The 19093-nt window shown below is 57.8% G+C and carries 11 protein-coding genes; 6 read left to right on the forward strand and 5 right to left on the reverse strand.

Features of this window, described 5'->3' with window-relative positions; genetic code table 11:
- Positions 1-48: 48 nt before the first annotated feature.
- The 4 genes from GVK95_RS10045 to GVK95_RS10060 form a co-directional block, all read right to left on the reverse strand.
- The gene (locus GVK95_RS10045) at positions 49-933 is read right to left on the reverse strand and encodes an amidohydrolase family protein (RefSeq protein ID WP_159949066.1); all 885 of its coding nucleotides are present in this window, start codon (positions 931-933) and stop codon (positions 49-51) included.
- Complete coding sequence (locus tag GVK95_RS10050) at positions 933-2069, reverse strand: mandelate racemase/muconate lactonizing enzyme family protein (protein ID WP_159949068.1); 1137 nt, start codon at positions 2067-2069, stop codon at positions 933-935. The genes GVK95_RS10045 and GVK95_RS10050 overlap by 1 nt, the downstream gene beginning before the upstream one ends.
- 1 nt (position 2070) lies before the next feature.
- Positions 2071-2976: a 5-dehydro-4-deoxyglucarate dehydratase gene (gene kdgD, locus GVK95_RS10055; RefSeq protein WP_159949070.1), complete on the reverse strand. Its 906-nt coding sequence runs from the start codon at positions 2974-2976 to the stop codon at positions 2071-2073.
- Between the two features lie 69 nt (positions 2977-3045).
- A complete protein-coding gene (locus GVK95_RS10060; RefSeq protein WP_159949072.1) occupies positions 3046-3789 on the reverse strand; it encodes a FadR/GntR family transcriptional regulator in 744 nt (247 codons plus the stop codon).
- 171 nt (positions 3790-3960) lie between these two features.
- Here GVK95_RS10060 and GVK95_RS10065 point away from each other — a divergent pair, with 171 nt between their 5' ends.
- The 5 genes from GVK95_RS10065 to GVK95_RS10085 all read left to right on the forward strand — a co-directional run bounded on the left by GVK95_RS10065 (position 3961) and on the right by GVK95_RS10085 (position 11183).
- Positions 3961-4758: an NAD(P)-dependent oxidoreductase gene (locus tag GVK95_RS10065; RefSeq protein WP_159949074.1), complete on the forward strand. Its 798-nt coding sequence runs from the start codon at positions 3961-3963 to the stop codon at positions 4756-4758.
- Between the two features lie 839 nt (positions 4759-5597).
- Complete coding sequence (locus GVK95_RS10070) at positions 5598-7031, forward strand: TolC family outer membrane protein (protein WP_159949076.1); 1434 nt, start codon at positions 5598-5600, stop codon at positions 7029-7031.
- A 52-nt stretch (positions 7032-7083) separates the two neighbouring features.
- Entirely contained in the window at positions 7084-9198 is a 2115-nt protein-coding gene (locus tag GVK95_RS10075; RefSeq protein WP_159949078.1) for a type I secretion system permease/ATPase, read from the forward strand.
- A gap of 3 nt (positions 9199-9201) precedes the next feature.
- Positions 9202-10566 carry an HlyD family type I secretion periplasmic adaptor subunit gene (locus tag GVK95_RS10080; RefSeq protein ID WP_159949080.1) on the forward strand — a complete coding sequence of 455 codons (1365 nt, stop codon included), beginning with the start codon at positions 9202-9204 and terminating at the stop codon, positions 10564-10566.
- A complete protein-coding gene (locus tag GVK95_RS10085; RefSeq protein ID WP_159949082.1) occupies positions 10566-11183 on the forward strand; it encodes a ribbon-helix-helix domain-containing protein in 618 nt (205 codons plus the stop codon). Before GVK95_RS10080 ends, GVK95_RS10085 begins: the two co-directional genes overlap by 1 nt.
- Before the next feature lie 39 nt (positions 11184-11222).
- Here GVK95_RS10085 and GVK95_RS10090 read toward each other — a convergent pair whose 3' ends face one another.
- Entirely contained in the window at positions 11223-12023 is an 801-nt protein-coding gene (locus GVK95_RS10090; RefSeq protein ID WP_210252957.1) for a transglutaminase-like cysteine peptidase, read from the reverse strand.
- Between the two features lie 441 nt (positions 12024-12464).
- Between GVK95_RS10090 and GVK95_RS10095 the strand changes: the two genes are divergently transcribed.
- A complete protein-coding gene (locus GVK95_RS10095; RefSeq protein ID WP_159949086.1) occupies positions 12465-19067 on the forward strand; it encodes a VCBS domain-containing protein in 6603 nt (2200 codons plus the stop codon).
- The last annotated feature ends 26 nt before the right edge of the window (positions 19068-19093 follow it).

A 19093-nucleotide genomic window follows, 5' to 3' on the forward strand; every position in this document is an offset into this window, starting at 1 on the left:
CCTCTTTTAAGTGATCCGCCAAAACCTCCCTGGATTGGCGGTTGGCTCTCAGGTCCCCTTGTTCCCCCTTGGTTCAAGGCCGAAGAGCTGCTCGGGATTGTCCACGAGTGCGAGACGGCGGGCGGCATCATCGGCCAGCCAGCCAAGAATTGTGTCGGTGAGGGCAGCGTCATCGGGATAGTCGGCTTGTGTCTTCGCCAGATTGTGCGGCCAGTTCGACCCCCAGACGATCCGTTCGGGCGCGTGCGCCGCAATCGTGCGGCCAACCTCAGCCACATCGGCGAAATCAGGCGCGCCGGTCTTTGACGATTCGTAAGCGCCGGCAAACTTGAACCAGCAATTGCCGCGATCGATCAGGCGTTTTGCGGCTGCCACCTGCGGGCTGTCCGCCGTCACGCCGCAGAAGAACTTGCCGTGATGATCGAGCACCCAGCGTGATTTCAGCCTGGATAGACGGGCTTCGTGGTCGACGATGTTGCTCCCGTCGAATTGCACTGCGAGCATCCAGTTGCGGCTCGCGGCAATGGCGTCGACATCTTCCAGATGGGTCAGGTCTACGCCACCGCCGGGTAGATCCATGATCCGTAGGCCGATCACGCGCGCATCGGCCAGTTCATCAAGTTCGGCTTCGGTTGCCTGACCGTTGACGGCGGCCACGCCCCAGGCGAGGTTGCCGAAATCCTTCAGGCAGGCGATCAGGTTGTTGTTGTCGCGCTGATGCGCATTGCCCTGGGTGACGATGACCCGGTCGATCCCGATCCATTTCATGAATTCGCGGTACTGCGATGGGCTTGGCAATTCGCCGGCCGGCAATGGTGGGCCACCTTCAATCGCGGGAAAGCCCGGCAGATAGGCATGCATCTGGGTGTCGATCGCCCCCTTCGGGAACGCGATCTTGGGTTTGCGGCCGGAAAGGGGGCGATCGAGTGTCATCAGTCGTCCTTCATCTTGAAGTCGGCGAGGGCATCGCGGTTGATCTCGATGCCAAGGCCTGGACCATTCGGGATGGCGACAACGCCGTTCTGATGTTCGATCGGGGTTTTGATCACCGCCTGACGGAACGGATTGTCGGTGCGGTCGAATTCGAGGATCGGCTCGATCGGATTGACGCGGACCGGATCGGGGACCATGGCGGCGATAAACTGCAGTGCGGCGGCGATATGCACGGCAGTGCCCCAGACATGCGGAACGACACGCACGCCATAAAGCGCTGCGAGGTCGGCCACCCGCTTGGCTTCGGTGAAGCCGCCGACGCCTGCCAGATCCGGCTGCACGATATCGACACAACGTGTTTCGATCGGCTCTTTCATGCCCCAGCGACTGTGCCAGGTTTCGCCACCGGCAACCGGGATCGGTTGCTTGGCACGCACTTCGCGGTAGGCTGCAAGCTGTTCTGGAACGACCGGCTCCTCGAACCAGTCGAGACCGTATTCGGCAGCACGACGGCCGAACTCGACCGCTTCCAGGACGCCATAACCATGATTGCCGTCGGCCATCAGGCGCATATCGGCGCCGGCGGCTTCGCGCGCTGCCTTGATCACCCGCAGGTCCTCCTCGATACCGAACCCGACCTTGATCTTCGAGGCATGGAAGCCTTGCGCGCGGTAGGCCGCAATATCGGTAGCATTGTCTTCGACACGATCAACGCCGTCGCGCTTGAAACTGCCGGTGGCGTAGGCCTTTACGGTTTCGCGGAAGCGCCCGCCGAGCAGGATGGAGACAGGGGCGTTGAAATGTTTACCCTTGATGTCCCACAGCGCGATATCGATGCCGGACAGGGCGGTGAGGGTCAGCCCACGTTGGCCCTGGTCACGCAACGCATTGTAAAGTGTTGCCCAGATTTTTTCGGTTTCCAGCGGATTGGCACCGATCAGCCAGGTCCTGTAGGCAGCAACCACGGCTGCATTCGGTCGCGCCGGGCCGAGGCATTCGCCCCAGCCCGTCGTGCCGTCGTCACAAACAATCTCGACCAGCACATGGGCGCGCCGGTCAAAGCGCATGGACGCGCTCTGGAACGGAACGGCGAGCCTGTGCTCGAGGAGATGTGTGCGGACGTCGACGATCTTCATCTCAACGCTTCCAGGGTTCGATAAGCTTGGCGAGGATTTCTTCTTCCGCCGGCGTCAGGTCATCGAGCGGCGGGCGAACCTTGCCTGCATTGAAACCCTGCAGGCGAACGCCGGCCTTGACAGCCGACACGGCATATCCCTTGCGACGGCCGCGCAGCTCCATGAATGGATAGAAGAAGTCCCTCAAGATGGTTTCGCAGCGCTCACGTTCGCCGGCGCGCAACGCCTTGTAGAAATCGACGGCGAGACCCGGAACGAAGTTGAACACGGCCGACGAATAGGTTGTGAATCCGGCGCCGAGATAGGCTTCGGCAAACAGCTCTGCCGTCGGCATGCCGCCGAGATAGGTGAGGCGGTCGCCAAGCGTCGCGGTGATCTGGCGGATCAAGCCGATTTCGCCGGTGCCATCCTTGAAGCCGACTAGGTTGGGGCAGGCATCACACAGGCGCTGAAGCACGTCGACACCGATGACCGAATTGTCGCGGTTGTAGACCATGACACCGATACCGACCGACTGGCACACGCGCTTGACATGGTTGTAGATACCTTCCTGCGGGGCATCGATCAGATAGTGCGGCAGAAGCAGAATGCCGTCGGCGCCAGCCTTTTCAGCGGCGCGGGCGATTTCGATGGCCATTTCCGTGCCGTAACCGCAGCCGGATACGATCGCAGTCTTGCCGGCTGCTTCCTTGGCGGTTGCGACGATGCGCGGAATTTCACTGGGGGAAAGGGAAAAGAACTCACCGGTGCCACCGGCAGCGAACAGGACCGGCGCATCATAACCGGACAGCCACTCGACGTGTTTGGCATAGCTGTCTGGCTGGAACTGTCCCTCGCTGTCAAAATGGGTGACAGGGAAGGACAAAAGGCCGGCGCCAAGCGCGACCTTGATTTCTTGCGGCGTCATATGCGTATATCCTCTCTTTGCCTCCTCCGGCAAAGTTGTCATACGTATTATCCATCAATTCGTCAATAGTCATCGTACAGGTTGGCGTTGCTCGCGCAAAAGCATGCGGTAACGGGCCTGGCTGCCGCGCAGGTGCCGGCGCATCGCCTCTCGTGCGGCTTCCTCATCGCCGGCGGAAATCGCCTCGACGATATCGGCATGTTCGGCATCGATCAGGCGGATATAGGCTGCCTGATCCTCGTCGCTTTCTTCGCCACGCAGGGCGGCGCGGGGAATGACGTTTTTCCCGATCATTGCGAGGAATTCGCGAAAGCGCGGATTGTTGGTCGCCTCGGCGATTGCAAGATGCAGGGCGAAATCGGCTTCGCTGCTCGATTTTCCGGCATCGAGACAGGCGCGCACGGCATAGTGCTGCTCCAGGATGACCTCTTCCTGTGCGGGGGAGCGGCGCAGCGCTGCAAGTCCTGCAGCCTCAACTTCCACGGCGGTTCGAAGCTCCAGTAGCTCGATCATAGAGGAGACCCGCGCCGGGTCGATATGGGCAATGGACAGGGGAGCGGGGGCGGGTTCACGTGGCTCCAGAACAAAGACGCCAGCGCCCTGGCGTGCCTCGACGAGGCGGTCTGCGCGAAGGGCTGCAATGGCCTCCCGGACAACGGTGCGTGACACGCCATTGGCCTCTGACAGCTGCGCCTCGCTCGGCAGCTTGCTGCCCGGCGGGAACTGGCCGCCATGGATGGCGCGGCGCAGATTGTCGCTCAGCCTCTGGGTCAGAGTTCCTGATCCAGCCTCCATTTTCGCCTGCAGCGCCATGCTCATCTCCACGTTCGTTCAACAGTCAGTGAGCTTATGCATAAACTCGTCTGTCAAGTTAGCCAAGCGTGAAGGCGGCCATCGGGAAATATTGACCCAACTGACGTGACCTGTATGATGAGTTGAATGGGTCTGAATGCGGCCATCCGAGAATGGACAAGGGAGGTTTATGTGAAGCGACTATTGGTAACCGGCGCTGCGGGCGGACTTGGCAAGGCGATGCGTGATCGTCTGAAGGGCATGGCGGATGTCTTGCGCCTTTCGGACATTGTCGACATGGGCGAGGCGGCGGCGCACGAGGAACTGGTTGTCTGCGACCTGGGCGATCGTGCCGCCGTCGACCGGCTCGTCGAGGGATGTGACGGCATCATTCATCTTGGTGGTATTTCCGTCGAGGACAAGTTTTCCAAGATCCTCAATGCCAATCTGCTAGGACTTTATAATCTCTATGAGGCGGCGCGGGCGAACGGCATGCCGCGCATTCTCTTTGCCAGCTCCAATCACACGATCGGCTTTTACGCTCAGGACGACCATCTCGATGCCAGCGCACCGATGCGGCCTGATGGTCTTTATGGTGTGTCGAAATGCTTCGGAGAGGCGCTGGCCAGCATGTATTTCGACAAGTTCGGCCAGGAGACGGCACTGGTGCGTATCGGCAGCTGCATGGAGAAGCCGAAGAACCATCGGATGCTGTCCACCTGGATGAGCCATGACGACTTCCTCGCCATGATCGAATGCATCTTCCGCGTTCCGCGCCTCGGCTGCCCGGTGATCTGGGGTTGCTCCAACAATGACAGTCGCTGGTGGGATAACTCACCGGTCGCTTATCTTGGTTGGCATCCCAAGGACAATGCCGAGCGGTTCCGCGCCGAAATTGAGGCAACGGTTCCACGGCCCGCTGCAAATGATGCAATCGCCATCTATCAGGGTGGCCCCTTCGTCGATGATCCGATCTTTGAAGAGGACTGATGCCATCTGTGCGTCATGACTGTCGGATGCTGAAGGAAAATGTGCCGCCTTGTGCGGCCATTTTTTTGCCTGATTCTGTCAATGCGCATGTCGACATATGGTTCCATCGGCCCCTTTTGTCGTTCACATAGCTGATGGTAGCTGCTGCGCCCATGTGGGTAGCCGTCTGCATTGTTATGGTGCAATGCAAAGTGGGCTCGAAACATAACATGATATATCAGCTTAAGATGTTATCTTATCAATGGCATATTGAGGTATGCATTGCGTAGTTTTGGCTAGTTTTGATTTCTGGTGGTGAGTCGTGATCAAGAAGACCCGGAGTCGTTTGTGTTTCTGTCTATTGCAAAAGGTTCACCTCTACAAAAATTTTTTGATGTCAGGCTTTGTTAAATAGGATTAATGGCGATATTTTTCGGATTTCTCCACGGGAAATCGTCCAGCTTCTGGTTCAATTAAGTCACTGAAAAACAATGAATAAAGAGGAAATTTTGCGGTAAAATTGTTCGCGCGGACTTTCCCTTTCCGACAGTTGTCGGTACGACAATTCTGCAACTATACTTGGTTTTTTCGATGTGGCGTTTTCCATGTTTTGCAAAAGCGCGTGACTCTCGGAAAGGCGTGAGTATACATCCGAGTCTGGATTTGTTCCTGCACTGTTGGGGATTCCGTTAGAGGGCAGAGATTCGCAGGGTCATTGATGGCTTCTCAAAGGTTAATAGGCCCAAAAATGGTTCTTTTAACCCGTAAGAATTCATAGATTGGCGTGACGGCTTCGGCTAGGTTTCGCCACACTTGATCAGACGGTCTCAATAACTGCGTAGTTCGGCTACGAGGGGGATATGAAGAAATTTTCGATGCTCGCAACGACGGCAATTTTCGCCGGCACGATTGCTCTCACCACGTCGCTGGCCACTGCTGCTGATCTCCGCGAAGCTATGCAGACTGCCGTTTCCACCAACCCGGATATCGGTCAGGCGGTTGAAAACCGTGAGGCTGTCGAATTCGAACTGCGTCAGGCACGCGGTCTTTATCTCCCCAGCATTGACCTGGAAGCCTCGACCGGTGTGAATAACCTCGACAGCCCCAGCCGCCGTGCGTCGGGTATCGACGGCGACGATCTCTACCCGAGCGAAGCCGGTCTGACGATCACGCAGAAGCTTTTTGATGGCGGTGGTCGTCGCGCGCAGCTCGACCAGCAGGCCTCTCGTGTCGATAGCGCGTCCTTCCGTGTGATGGAGCGTAGCGAGACGATCGCCCTTCAGGTCGTTCGGGAATATCTCGAATTTCTGCTGCAGTCGCGGATTGTTGCCGAGTCCCAAGAGAATGTCCGTGTTCACCAGGCTCTTCGCGGCGATATTGGTTCGCTGATCTCCAGCGGCACCCTGACCGAGGCTGATAGCCAGCAGGCAGATGAGCGTCTGCTCGCTGCCCGGGCTCGCCTCCAGGAGGCAACGGAAGCGCTCCAGCAGGTGAAGATCTCGCTTCTGCGTCTGGTCGGCACGCCGATCACCGGCGGCAAGATGCCGCCTTCGCTGGCTGCCCAGCTGCCGAAGAGCCTTGACGTAGCGCTGGAAACCGCACGCCGCAACAATCCGCGTATCAAGGCCGGTTTGGCTGATGTGGATGCGGCCGATGCGGGAGTCCGTGGTGCGCGCAATAACTATCTGCCGGAAGTTTCCGCCGAAGGCCGTTTGGTCACCGGCACGGACACCGGTGGCGACGAAGGCCGCACCACCGATGCTCAGATTCGTCTCGTCGCTCGCTGGAACCTCTATCGGGGCGGCATCGATCAGGCACGCGAAGAAGAGCAGATCCGCCGCGCGGGCGAACAGCGCTTCGCACTCGACTCTGCCCATCGCGAAGTCGACGAAGCCGTGCGCCTGTCCTGGGATCGTCGTATCCAGCAGCGTGAACTTGCCGGCCTGCTCAAGCAGCAGTCGAATGTCAATGCGCAGCTGGTGTCGAGCTATCGTGAACAGTTGAATATCGGCCAGCGTTCGCTGCTCGACGTACTCGGTGCGCAGAACACCAAGTACAATGTCAATGTTCTTTCGATGACGGCACAATATGCATCGCTGTTTGCCGAATATCGCCTGCTCGCTTCGACTGGCAGCCTTTTGAAGGCCATGAACATCACGCCGCCGAAGCAGAACGATGCTTATGCGCGCAGCGAGTTCAAGGTCCGTTCCGGCGGCGAGCCCCAGCAGAAGCGTTTGGTCTCGAAGCAGAATGCCGGCCTCCCGATCGATCTCTTCGCCACAGCCAACGACTGAGCGAAGCGTCGGTAGATCAGGAACGGTATCTTAGAATGGTAGGCTCAGCCTGATGACCAACGAGTTTACCGCGTCCTTTCGCGCCTTGGCCGGTTTCATGAACCGGCCAACGGCCGATATTCTCCTTTTCTCCGGTGTACCATTCGATCCTCAGGCTCCCAGCTATGAGGAAGTGGAGCGGCTGGCGAGCCGTATCGGTCTTGACGCCCATCAGGTCACGGTCGATGAACTTCGTCGCCGCGCCTTCGAACTGCCGCTGATGCTGCTCTTTGCAGACCGCACGTCGATGGTGCTGCTTGAGGAAGACGCGCATGGATTATCCATGCTCTGTGGCGACGGCACGCGAGTTACCTTTGCCGAAGTCCTGCAGAAGCCGGTGGTTTCCGCATTTTCCTTTGCTGCCGTCTATCAGAACGACAGCGAAGCGGGTGTCACGGGCACGGCCGAAGAGATCGATCGCGTCCATTGGCTGCGTGCCATTCTCAAGCCCTTCTGGCGCTCATATCTGGATGTGGCGCTGGCCACCTTCCTGATCAATGTGTTGGCGCTGACGGCACCATTGTTCACGATGAATGTTTATGACCGGGTGCTGCCCAACAAGGCGGTCGCGACCCTCTGGGTTCTGGCCATCGGTGTCTCGGGGGCAATCCTTTTCGACTTCATCTTGAAGTCCATCCGCGCTGCAACGATCGATTTTGCCGGTCGCAAGGCGGATCTCAAGCTTTCCTACAAACTTTTCGACAAAATCCTCAACACGTCGCTGAAGTCGCGACCGATGTCGACGGGCGAATACGCCAACCGCGTTTCGCAGTATGAATTTGTCCGGGAGTTCTTCACATCGAACACGATCAGCGTGGCCATCGACTGCGTCTTCGTCTTCATGTTCGTGGCGGTCATCTATATCATCATCGGCTGGATCGCCGTTGTGCCGCTGGCTGCATTCTTTATTGTCGCGGCGATCGGCTATTATGCGCAGATCAAGATCGGCCGGGTGATGGGAGCCGCGCTGAACGAAGCGTCCCAGCGTCAATCCCTGCTGATTGAGTCGATTTCGGCACTGGAAACTATCAAGCTTCTCAATGCGGAAGCCACGTTGCTGCGCCGTTGGCACACGCTGGCCAAGAATGCGTCGCATACATCCGAGGAAATCAAACATATCTCGGCCTGGGCGGCCAATATCACGCAGTTCATCCAGCAATTGGTGACGGTGGTGATCATCCTGGCCGGTGCCTATGAATTCGCGGCGGGCAATATTACCTCCGGCGCGATCGTCGCGACGACAATGCTGGCCGGGCGCGCTGTTGCACCACTCGGCCAATTGGCGCTGACATTGGCGCGTATGCGCCAGGCGTTTCTGTCACTGCGCATTCTTGATGAAATCATGGCGCAGGACGAGGACCGTCCATCGACCACCGGCTTCGTCAACCGCACGATCAATAGCGGCGCGCTGACCTTCCACAATGTCGGTTTTTCCTATCCCGGTACAGATCACCAGGTGATCAACAATATCAATTTCACCATCCAGCCCGGTGAAAAAGTCGGCATCATTGGTCGTGTCGGTTCCGGCAAGACGACGATGGGACGGCTGATTTCCGGCCTCTATACAACGGGTTCCGGTCGCGTCCTGATCGATGGCGTTGACATCAGGCAGTATCATCCGGCCGTGGTCCGCAGTGCGATCGCCTTCGTGTCGCAAAATTCCGACCTGTTTTCCGGCACGGTCAAGGACAACCTTCTGATGGCCGCACCGACGGCGACGGACGAGCAAATCATCGAGGCTGCAAAGATCGCCGGCGTCGACAGTTTCGTCTCCCGTCATCCGCGAGGCTATGACATGCCGGTCGGCGAGCGTGGCAACCTTTTGTCCGGCGGTCAGCGGGCGGCAATCGCCATTGCGCGCATCATGCTACGCAAGCCTTCGATCGTCTTTCTGGACGAGCCATCGGGTTCGATGGACATGGCCAGTGAAAAAGAGCTGATCGACAAATTGCTCAAGTGTTTCCCTACAGATGTGACGCTACTCGTTTCCACGCATCGCTACAGCATGCTGGCGCTGGTTGACCGGCTGATTGTCCTCGAACAGGGACGATTGATCAGCGATGGACCGAAGAACCAGGTGATCGAAGGTCTCAAGGCAGGCGCGGTGCCGGCCCGGGCGCGGGGTTGAGCGATGTTCAATTTTCCAGACTTCTCCGCGCTGCTGAACATAAAGATGCCATTCAATCTGGGTGGCTCGTCAGATACGGAGAGCCAGAATGTCGAGCGGCAAGCCTGGGCACCGCGGCTGACGCTTTACGTCTTTGCGGCACTTCTTGTCACCTTCGTGACCTGGGCGGCATTTGCCGAGCTTGAGGAAATCTCGCGCGGTGTCGGCAAGGTCATTCCTGTGTCCAAGACGCAGATCATCCAGTCGAGCGAGCCGGGCATCGTCCAGGAAATCGCTGTCCAGGTTGGACAGGTTGTCAAGAAGGGTGACCTTCTGGTGCGGCTCGATGACACGATGACGGCGTCCTCTCTTGGCGAAGCACGGGCCAAGGCCCGTTCCCTGATGGCACAGATCGCACGTCTGGATCTCGAGCAGACCGGCAGTTTTACCGCGACCTACCCGTGCCCCGACGAAATTGCCAAGACCGCACCGCTGATTTGCGACAACGAGGCCCGCTTGTTGCAGGCGCGCTCGGATACCTATCTCAACAAGCGCTCCGTCCTTGTCGAGCGTTACGAACAGCGCCTCAAGGAAGTGTCTGAAACACGCGAAAACATTGCGCGCCTGCAGACAAATCTCGCGATCACGCGCAAGGAAGAAGCGATCCTGGCGCCGATCGTTGCCAAGAAACTCGCGGCTCAGACCGACCTTTTGCGTGTGCAGAAGGAAGTGGCCGATAATGAAGGCCAGCTCAAGCTTTACGCCGAAACGCTTGACCGTATTCAGCGTGCGGCTAGCGAAGCGCAGTTGCAGGTCGAGGAAGTCAAGCTGCAGACCCAACAGGAAGCACTTGTCGCCAAGACGGAAGCGCTTTCGCAGTTGTCGGTCATCGACGAGACGATCAAGGGTGCTGAAAGCCGGGTGAGCAATACCGATATCCGCTCGCCGGTGGATGGCATCGTCAACACAATGGATATCAATACGGTTGGCGCCTATGTGAACGCCGGCGCTGTGGTCGCGGGTGTCGTTCCGACATCGGACATCCTCTTGATCGAAGCGCGGCTGTCGCCATCGGACGTTGCATTTGTGCGCCCGGGACAGCACGCAGTCATCAAGATTACCGCCTATGACTATACGGTCTATGGCGGTCTTCCGGGCAAGGTCGAAACGGTGTCTGCCGACAGTCTCGTCGACCAGGAAACGGGCGACGCCTTTTACCAGGTGCGCGTGCGCACCGACAAGGCAGCGCTCGAGAAGGATGGTAAGAGCTATCCGATCACGCCGGGGATGGTGGCATCCGTCGATATTATCACCGGCAAGAAAACGGTGCTGACCTATCTGCTCAAGCCGATCATCAAGGCGCGGCAAGAAGCGTTGCGGGAGCGGTGATGGGGCGAACAATCTTCAAAGCAAGTTCGGATCAGCCGGAAGACAGCGCCAAGCTGATTTTTCGCGCGGTCACGGCCAATGGATCGCGTCGCGGTATCAGGCTGGAGAATGCATTCTGGACTTCGCTGGCAGAGATTGCCGGCGAAGAGGGCAAACGCGTCGGCGACCTTATCGAGGAATATTCCGAACGCTACCCGATGCTCGACAACGCAACTGGTGCAGTGCGTCTCGGCGTGCTGGAATCCATGCGCAAGCGATACAACGAGCGCAAGGCAGCCCGCGACGTCAAGTTGACGCTGGGCGTGGTTGCCGGCAGTCCGGCTCCCGCTTTTGCCTTGTCGAGCGACAAGAAGATCATATCGTATAATTCGGCTTTTCTGACGCTTCTGCAGGCGCGACTTTCGCCACTGTCGTCCGATGTGATCGGAAGTGGCCTGAAGCTGCAGCTCGACATTCCCTTCGAAGGGCTGGTGGCCCGTCTCAAGGATGATCCGCAAAATCCGATCGTGGTGAACTACACGATCGTGGCACAGCAAAAGGCCCTGCGTGGCCGGATGAACGCTGTGCTCGCCGACCCCGCCGAGGGCGGGGCCATCATTGGATTTCTGATCAACTGATCCCGTAGCTTTCCGCAGACAGAATATTGCGACCGGAGATCAACCCGGGACGGAATTGAAATCAACGGTCTGCGCAGCGATTGCCTCGCCCTCATTGATGAAGCCGTGGATCCATGAGCGATTGCCACTCATCGAGTAGAGCGGCTGATATGTGCGATAGCTTGTATCTAGACCGGCATTGCGGCGCAGATTGTCGAGAATGTAGTGTCCCTGCGCGGTGGAGACCGCCAGGACGGCATGGTAGATGTTGCGGTCGGTTACGCGCAAAACGACGATCGACATGCTGCCGTCCGGAATACCCAGCGCCTTCAGGGCGGCCATCTTCAGGATCGCATAATCTTCGCAATCACCCTTGCCGGTGGCCAGGGTCTTGGCGGGTGCGGACCAATGGTCCATCTTGCCGTATTGCTTCTCGTCAGACGTGTAGGCGATCATGCTGTTGATGGCATTGCTGACATAGCTCAGGCGTTCCTGGAAGGGCATCTGCTTGGCGCTTGCCAGCACCTGGACAAGTCGTTTCTGATTGGCTGAACACTGCGTACCATTGTCATTTCCAGCACAAGCCGAGATTTCGGGCATGGCCAGTTGCGCACGAACGCGCTGCCAGTTGGCTGTCACGGGCAGTTTGCCGAACGGTATGGTGACCGAAGCGAAGACCGCTGAAGATGCTGGCTTTTTCACCGGGTTATCCGGCATTGCCCTGGCCGGCGATACTCTCGGCATAGCCGCTTCGGGCTGCATGGCAGCCGTCATGCGGGCATAGATCACTTCTGACAGCATGAGCTGACTTTCCGAGCGCAACACATAGCCAAGGCTGACGTCGGGAAGGCGGTTCGGCATGGCGAAAGCCGAGGGCACCATGGCACCCGCGAGCGGAAGAGACAGGACGGCAGTCGTTGCTATTCTTTTTATTAGTTTTTTACTTGTTGAGAACCGCATGTCTTTCTCCGTGTTGTGGGAGAAATCTACATTTAAGCTCCAAAAATTTCTAAAATAGACTTAGATTATTCTTATATAATATCCGTGGTGGCATTTGTGTAAAATTTTATATTATGAATCAAGGTCGTGGTGGCCAAGCTGCCGTTAAGTGAGCCAAACGGGCACAGACCATTCTAATCAGCAAAAACGGATATCAGGTTATGCATCAAGATTAACCAAAGAACAGATAGCTTCGAATAAGGCATATTAAGTTATGCTTTAACCAAATTCCACCCAGTTTTGTTCGTTGTGCTGTCCAATATTCAATGGTTTACGTCTGGTTAAATTAATCAGGAGTTCACCATGCTGGATCGCAACGTTTCGAACGAAAACATTGAAGTTGAAGCCGAGTATATTGCTGACGGTTCTCAGTCGCCCGCAGCTTCCGTTGAAGTTGCGCAGGCCAACAGCCAGGATCCGGCTTTCGTTGATCCGGCTACCGGCGCAGCAATCGGCGTTCCGTCCAATGGTCAGTCCAATCCAGTCGCCACGCGCTTCGTTGCCGACGCGGCAAACATGATCACGCTGCCGGTCGGTGTTTCGCTCGACAACATCGAGATCGACGGCAACGACATCATTCTCGTCCAGGCCGATGGCACCCGGATCGTCATCGAAGGCGGTGCGCTGAATGTTCCGACATTCCTGATTGGCTCGGTCGAAGTTCCCCAGCAGGTTCTGGTCGCAGCACTTCAGGCCAATGGCATCAATGTTGCCGCCGGCCCGGATGGCGCCGTTTCCGTTGTCAGCAACAGCGGCAGCGCTGGTGGCAATTTTGCTGAGGGTTCCGGCGATATCGGCGATGCCGGCGATACGATTTCGCTTCTTTCCGGCACGGACCAGGTCGATGACGGCAATGGCGGCGAAGACGAGCAACTGGTCGATGCAAATGATGCGCCGGTGATCCTGTCTGCCTCCAACGGTGGCGCAGGCAGCGTGACCGAGGCGGTTGATCTTTCGGAAGGCGAAATCGGCAATGCCGATCAAACCGCCACTGGTACAATCACCTTCACGGATGTAGATCTCGGCGACGTGCACACAGTCACGGCTGCAGCCGTTGGCGAAGGCTATCTCGGCAACTTCACCGCAGTCATTACCGACAGCGCGACCTTTGACGGTCAGGGCACTGTCACATGGACCTTTGCGGTTGCGGACAATGCGATCGATTTCCTTGCTCAGGGCCAGACCCTGACCCAGTCCTATGTCATCACCATCGCAGACCGCAACGGCCTGCCGGTTCAGCAGACGATTACGGTCAACATCATCGGGACCAATGATGCGCCGGTGCTGACAGTCGAGAACGCCGGTTTTCTGACCGAAGACGTGTTTGGCGGCGTTATCGAATTGCCCGGCGATGAGCCGATGGAAAAGGTTGCTGCCATCGAAGAAAGCGCAACCCTCTCCACGTCGGGCTCGCTGTCGTTCACGGATGTGGACTTGATCGATACCCACACCTTGAGCTTTGTTCTGGATGGCGCCGCCGCTTGGAGTGCAGACGGTTCTGAACTGGATCCGGCACAGGCAACTGCCCTCGAAGAAGGTTTTGCGCTAGCCGAGGATGGCTCCGGCTGGACCTATTCGATTGACAACGATCTCGTCCAGTTCCTGGCTGCTGGTGAAACAGTCACACTGTCGTTCCGTGTGACCGTCACCGATAGCTCGGCAACCGCGAACAATTCCGATAGCGAGATTGTCACGATCACCATCACCGGCACCAACGATGCTCCCGTGATCGGCGAGGGCACCACAGCGTCAACCATCACCGAATTCGTTGATGGCCGCGGTCGTGACGAAACACCGCACGGCTTCGACAAGGGCGGCGACGAGCGCCACGGCGGCGACTGGGGCGGTCCTGCAAAGGCGCATTCGGCGACCGGCGTGATCAATTTCTCCGACGCAGACGACACGAACACGCATACTGTTACTGCTGCTGCCAAGGGCGAAGCCTATCTCGGCAAATTCGTCGCATCGATCTCCGATGCTGCCACCGGTGACAATGCCGGTCAGATCACCTGGAAGTTTACTGTTGACGACAAGGCTATCGATTTCCTCGGTGCCGGCGACACGCTCGTCCAGACCTATACCGTTTCGCTGGTGGACAGCTCTGGCGCGACCGTTACCCAGGACGTCACGATCACGCTGGTCGGCACCAATGACCGCGCCGAGATTACCGCCAACTGGTGGGCCGGCGACGACTGGGGTGTTGTTGTCGAAGACGGCAAGTGGAACAGCGAAAAGACGGCCTCGGGCGACCTCGACATCAAGGACGTGGATCAGGGCGAAGCCGTGTTCCAGGCGCCGGAATCCCTCGAAGGCACCTACGGCACCTTCACCTTCAACGCCGAAACAGGCCAATGGTCCTATGCCATCAACAACAAGCTCGCAGCCACCCAGGCTCTCAATGGCTGGAAGGTCGCTGAAGACACACTGACCGTCTATTCGAAGGATGGCACCGACAGCCATACGATCACGGTCTATGTAAATGGCACCAACGACATTGCCGTGATTTCCGGCGAAAGCGCCGGCACGATCACCGAAGACGTCAAGATGACGACCGGCGGCAAGCTCAGCGTCACGGATGTCGATACCGGCGAAGCGGTGTTCGACGCACCGTCTGGCAACAGCCTCAAGGGCAACTACGGCGCGTTCGCCTTCAATGCCAAGACAGGCGAGTGGACCTACCAGGCTGCCACCGACAAGGTCCAGAAGCTGGCCGCCGGCGAGACGGTCACCGAAACCCTGACCGTCTGGTCGGCCGATGGCACCGACAGCCAGAAGATCACCGTGACCATCACCGGCACCAACGACAAGCCGGTCTTCGTCTCGGGTGGCGACACCAGCACAACCCTGACCGAGGGCAAGTTTGAAGGCGGCAACGACGGCCACGGCCACGACCATGGTCATGGCAGGCCCCCGGTAGTGTCCACAGAGCTCAAGGCTTCGGGCGAAATCGACTTCACCGATGTCGATGCATCGGACAAGCATACGGTTTCCGTGGCTTCAAACGAAACCTACCTCGGTACGTTCCAGGCCAATGTCAGCAACGACTCGACCAATGACGGCAAGGGCACCGTCAGTTGGTCGTTCAAGGTCGACGACTCCAAGGTCAATTATCTCGCTGCTGGCCAGACGCTGACCCAGACCTACACGATCACGCTCGACGACAAGAATGGTGGCACTGTCACCCAGACCGTGACCGTCAATATTGTCGGCACGAATGATGCGCCTGTCCTTGTTGCCGACATGACCGACGCCGTTGGCGCGGCAAAGGAAGATGCCTCGAAGCCGGAACTGACAGACACTGGCGTGATCACGTTCAAGGATGTCGACCTGATCGACACCCACACGCTCAATGTGTCTGGCTCGAAGAGCAACTCGCTCGGCGGCAAGCTGACGCTGGGCGTGGTGACTGAAAGTGACACGACAGAGAACGGAAGCTTAACCTGGACCTACAAGGTCGATAACGCCAAGGTTCAGTATCTGGGCGAAGGCGACACCGCGAAAGAAACCTTCACTGTCACGATCTCCGACGGCAAGGGCGGTACGGTCACCCAGGACATCACCGTTACGGTGACCGGTACGAACGATGCGGCGACCATTAGCGCCGACTGGTGGAACGACCTTGGCTACGTCAGGGAAGACGGCACCTACAATTCTGAAAAAGTGGCTTCCGGCGACCTCGACATCAAGGATGTTGATCAGGGCGAAGCAGTGTTCAAGCAGCCAACTTCGGCTGAACTCAACGGTACCTATGGTACCTTCCAGTTCAACAAGCAGACCGGCGAATGGTATTACACGATCGACAACGCTCGTTCGGCAACCCAGGCGCTGAATGGCGGCAAGGAAGTCTATGACACGCTGACTGTCTGGTCGGCTGACGGCACCGACAGCCACACCGTCTATGTCCTGGTCAGCGGCACCAATGACAACGCGGTCATCTCCGGCAAGGCTGATGGTATCGTTATCGAAGACGGCGTCCAGACAGCTGGCGGCACACTGTCGGTCAGCGATGTCGATGCTGGCGAAGCCAAGTTCCAGTCGGTTTCGAGCTGGGCTCTGGACGGCACCTACGGCAAGTTCACCTTCAACGCCACGACCGGCGAATGGACCTACAAGGTCGACAACAGCAAGGTTCAGGCGCTCGGCGCCGGCGACACGGTTAGCGACAGCCTGACGGTACGCTCGTTCGATGGCACTGATAGCCAGGTGATCAAGGTCACCATCAACGGCACGAATGATCCGGCTCAAATCACCGGCACAAAGACGGGCGCAGTTGTCGAAGACGTCGCGTCCTACGCATCGGGCGTTCTCGACATCAAGGACGTCGACCATCGCGAAGCCGAATTCGTCAAGATCGAAGGTAATGCGCTGAACGGCACCTACGGCAAGTTCACGTTCAATCAGAACAGCGGCAAGTGGGAATACCGTCTCGACAACACCCTTGCCGCCACACAGGCTTTGAAGGCAGGCCAGGTGGTCACCGAAACGCTGACAGTCAAGGCTGTCGATGGAACCACCGCCTTGGTTGAGGTGAAGGTGACCGGCACCAATGACGGTGCATCGATCGGCGGCAGCAGGAGTGGCTCGGTCACGGAAGATGGCGGCCAGACTGCAGAAGGTACACTCACCGTTTCCGACAGGGATACGGGCGAGAACCAGCTCGCAGCCCCGGCGTCGCTTGCCGGAAAGTACGGCAGCTTCACGCTCGACACGGCGACGGGTGCCTGGAAGTATACGCTCGACAACACCAATGCAGCTGTCCAGGGATTGGTGACCGGCAAGAGCCTGATTGACACACTGACGGTCAAGTCAGTCGATGGCACGGCAACCGAAACCATCAGTGTGACGATCAACGGCACGGATGATACCGCTGTGATCACCGGCAATGTCGCTGGCGCCGTCAACGAGAATGATGCCTCCAACACAGCGAGCGGCACGCTCAGCGTAACCGATGCGGACGCCGGTCAGGCAGGCTTCAAGGTTCCGACCACAAGTGAACTGAAGGGTACCTACGGCGCCTTCACCTTCGATGCCTCGAACGGCAAATGGGTCTATACCCTCGACAACACATTGGCTGCAACACAGGCTCTCGTGGCCGGTCAGAAGGTTACAGAGACCCTGACGGTGAAGTCGCTCGACGGTTCCGACAGCGAGACGATCACGGTCACTGTGACGGGCGCCAATGATGTCGCAAACATTACCGGCAATGCGGTCGGTGCTGTGATTGAGAATGCGTCGGAGAACACAGTAACTGGCACACTCAGTGTCAGCGATGTCGATGCCGGCCAGGCATCGTTCACGGTCCCGACTACAAGCGAATTGAAGGGCACATACGGCAATTTCACCTTCGATGCGTCGAACGGCAAGTGGGTCTACACCCTCGACAATGCATCGGCTGCGACACAGGCTCTTGTGGCCGGCCAGAAGGTTACGGAAACCCTGACGGTCAAGTCGCTCGATGGTTCTGATAGCGAGACGATTACGGTCACTGTTACGGGTGCCAATGACGTCGCAGCGATCACTGGCACTGCGACCGGCGATGTGACTGAAGATGCGGCGACCAACACGGCCACAGGTACACTGGCTGTAAGCGATGTGGATGCTGGCCAGGCTGGCTTTGCGGCACCGACTGCGAGCGAACTGAAGGGTACCTATGGTTCTTTCACCTTCGATGCTTCCAATGGCAAATGGGTCTACACGCTGGACAATACGCTGGCAGCAACCCAAGCGCTGACGGCTGGCCAGAAGGTCACGGAGAGCCTGACGATCAAGTCGATCGATGGCTCGGACAGCGAGGTTATCAAGGTGACTGTGACGGGTGCTGCTGAAGCCTCGCCAGTAACCGTCAACGAGAGCACCAGCGCAACTGGTCGCTACGCTTTTGTCGACAGCAACGACTCGCCAAATTCCATCAACTTTGACTCATCCAAGCTGTTCACCGGCGTGACGAGTGCCACCAAGTATTCCTACTCGGTTGTCTCGGCAACTGACACGCCGTGGCTGTCGACGGACGGCAAGATGATCGAAGGCAATCCTCGTAGCGATTATGGGAGCTGGTGGAACTACGACTCCAATGGCGACACAGGCCTGTATGTCTACCAGGTGACGGCAACCACCAATGGCGTCGCTCAGACTACCTATGTAGCCTTCAGCGCGATCGAAAGTGCAGGCACAACCTTCAATATCCAGAACAATGGCAACTGGAACAATTCGGGTTCGTTGGATTATGCCAACGACCGCAACGGCGATGGCGATGTGATCAACATTGTCAGCAGCGGGATCAAAGATCAGGTGCAAGCTGGTGCGGGTGATGATGTTGTTGTCGGCTACTCTGATGATAACAACATTGACGGTGGTTCTGGCGACGACGCTATCTATGGTATGGGTGGCGACGATTTTCTCGATGGCTGGACCGGCAACGATTTTCTCGATGGCGGTGCCGGAAATGACACGCTCTATGGTTACGATGGCAATGATGTATTGCTGGGTGGAGCGGGCAACGACTTCTTGTCCGGCGAATCTGGCAACGATATCCTGGTGGGTGGATCCGGCAACGACGATCTTTCCGGCGGCACAGGCATCGACTACCTTACAGGCGGTGCAGGCAGTGACACGTTCATCCTGAGCGATCTGAACGCTGTGGACGTGATCACGGACTTCAACGCCTCCGAAGACACGATTGATCTCACCGCGTTGCTGGACGGCATCAGCAAAACGACCGATCTTGAGACATCGGGTTATGTCAAGGCTGTGCAGAGTGGCAGCGATACTTTGCTGCAGGTCGATACAAATGGCGGTGGCAACAACTGGAACACGGTCGCGGTACTGCAGAACTACACCCACACCAATGAGGCGATCCGCATCTTGTTCGATGACAGCACGCATAAGCCAGTCGAACAGCAGGTCTGATCCTTGCCTCTGATCACCACTGGTGG

The organism is Rhizobium sp. 18065, assembly GCF_902706095.1.
Taxonomy (GTDB): Bacteria; Pseudomonadota; Alphaproteobacteria; order Rhizobiales; family Rhizobiaceae; genus Allorhizobium.

Excerpts from the sequence above, each read along its gene's own strand:
- GVK95_RS10050 (WP_159949068.1), bottom strand. The coding sequence starts at position 2,069 with ATGAAGATCGTCGACGTCCGCACACATCTCCTCGAGCACAGGCTCGCC.
- GVK95_RS10085 (WP_159949082.1), top strand. The coding sequence starts at position 10,566 with ATGGGGCGAACAATCTTCAAAGCAAGTTCGGATCAGCCGGAAGACAGC.
- GVK95_RS10095 (WP_159949086.1), top strand. The coding sequence starts at position 12,465 with ATGCTGGATCGCAACGTTTCGAACGAAAACATTGAAGTTGAAGCCGAG.
- GVK95_RS10075 (WP_159949078.1), top strand. The coding sequence starts at position 7,084 with ATGACCAACGAGTTTACCGCGTCCTTTCGCGCCTTGGCCGGTTTCATG.
- GVK95_RS10045 (WP_159949066.1), bottom strand. The coding sequence starts at position 933 with ATGACACTCGATCGCCCCCTTTCCGGCCGCAAACCCAAGATCGCGTTC.
- GVK95_RS10060 (WP_159949072.1), bottom strand. The coding sequence starts at position 3,789 with ATGGCGCTGCAGGCGAAAATGGAGGCTGGATCAGGAACTCTGACCCAG.
- GVK95_RS10080 (WP_159949080.1), top strand. The coding sequence starts at position 9,202 with ATGTTCAATTTTCCAGACTTCTCCGCGCTGCTGAACATAAAGATGCCA.
- GVK95_RS10090 (WP_210252957.1), bottom strand. The coding sequence starts at position 12,023 with ATGCCGAACCGCCTTCCCGACGTCAGCCTTGGCTATGTGTTGCGCTCG.
- GVK95_RS10070 (WP_159949076.1), top strand. The coding sequence starts at position 5,598 with ATGAAGAAATTTTCGATGCTCGCAACGACGGCAATTTTCGCCGGCACG.
- kdgD (WP_159949070.1), bottom strand. The coding sequence starts at position 2,976 with ATGACGCCGCAAGAAATCAAGGTCGCGCTTGGCGCCGGCCTTTTGTCC.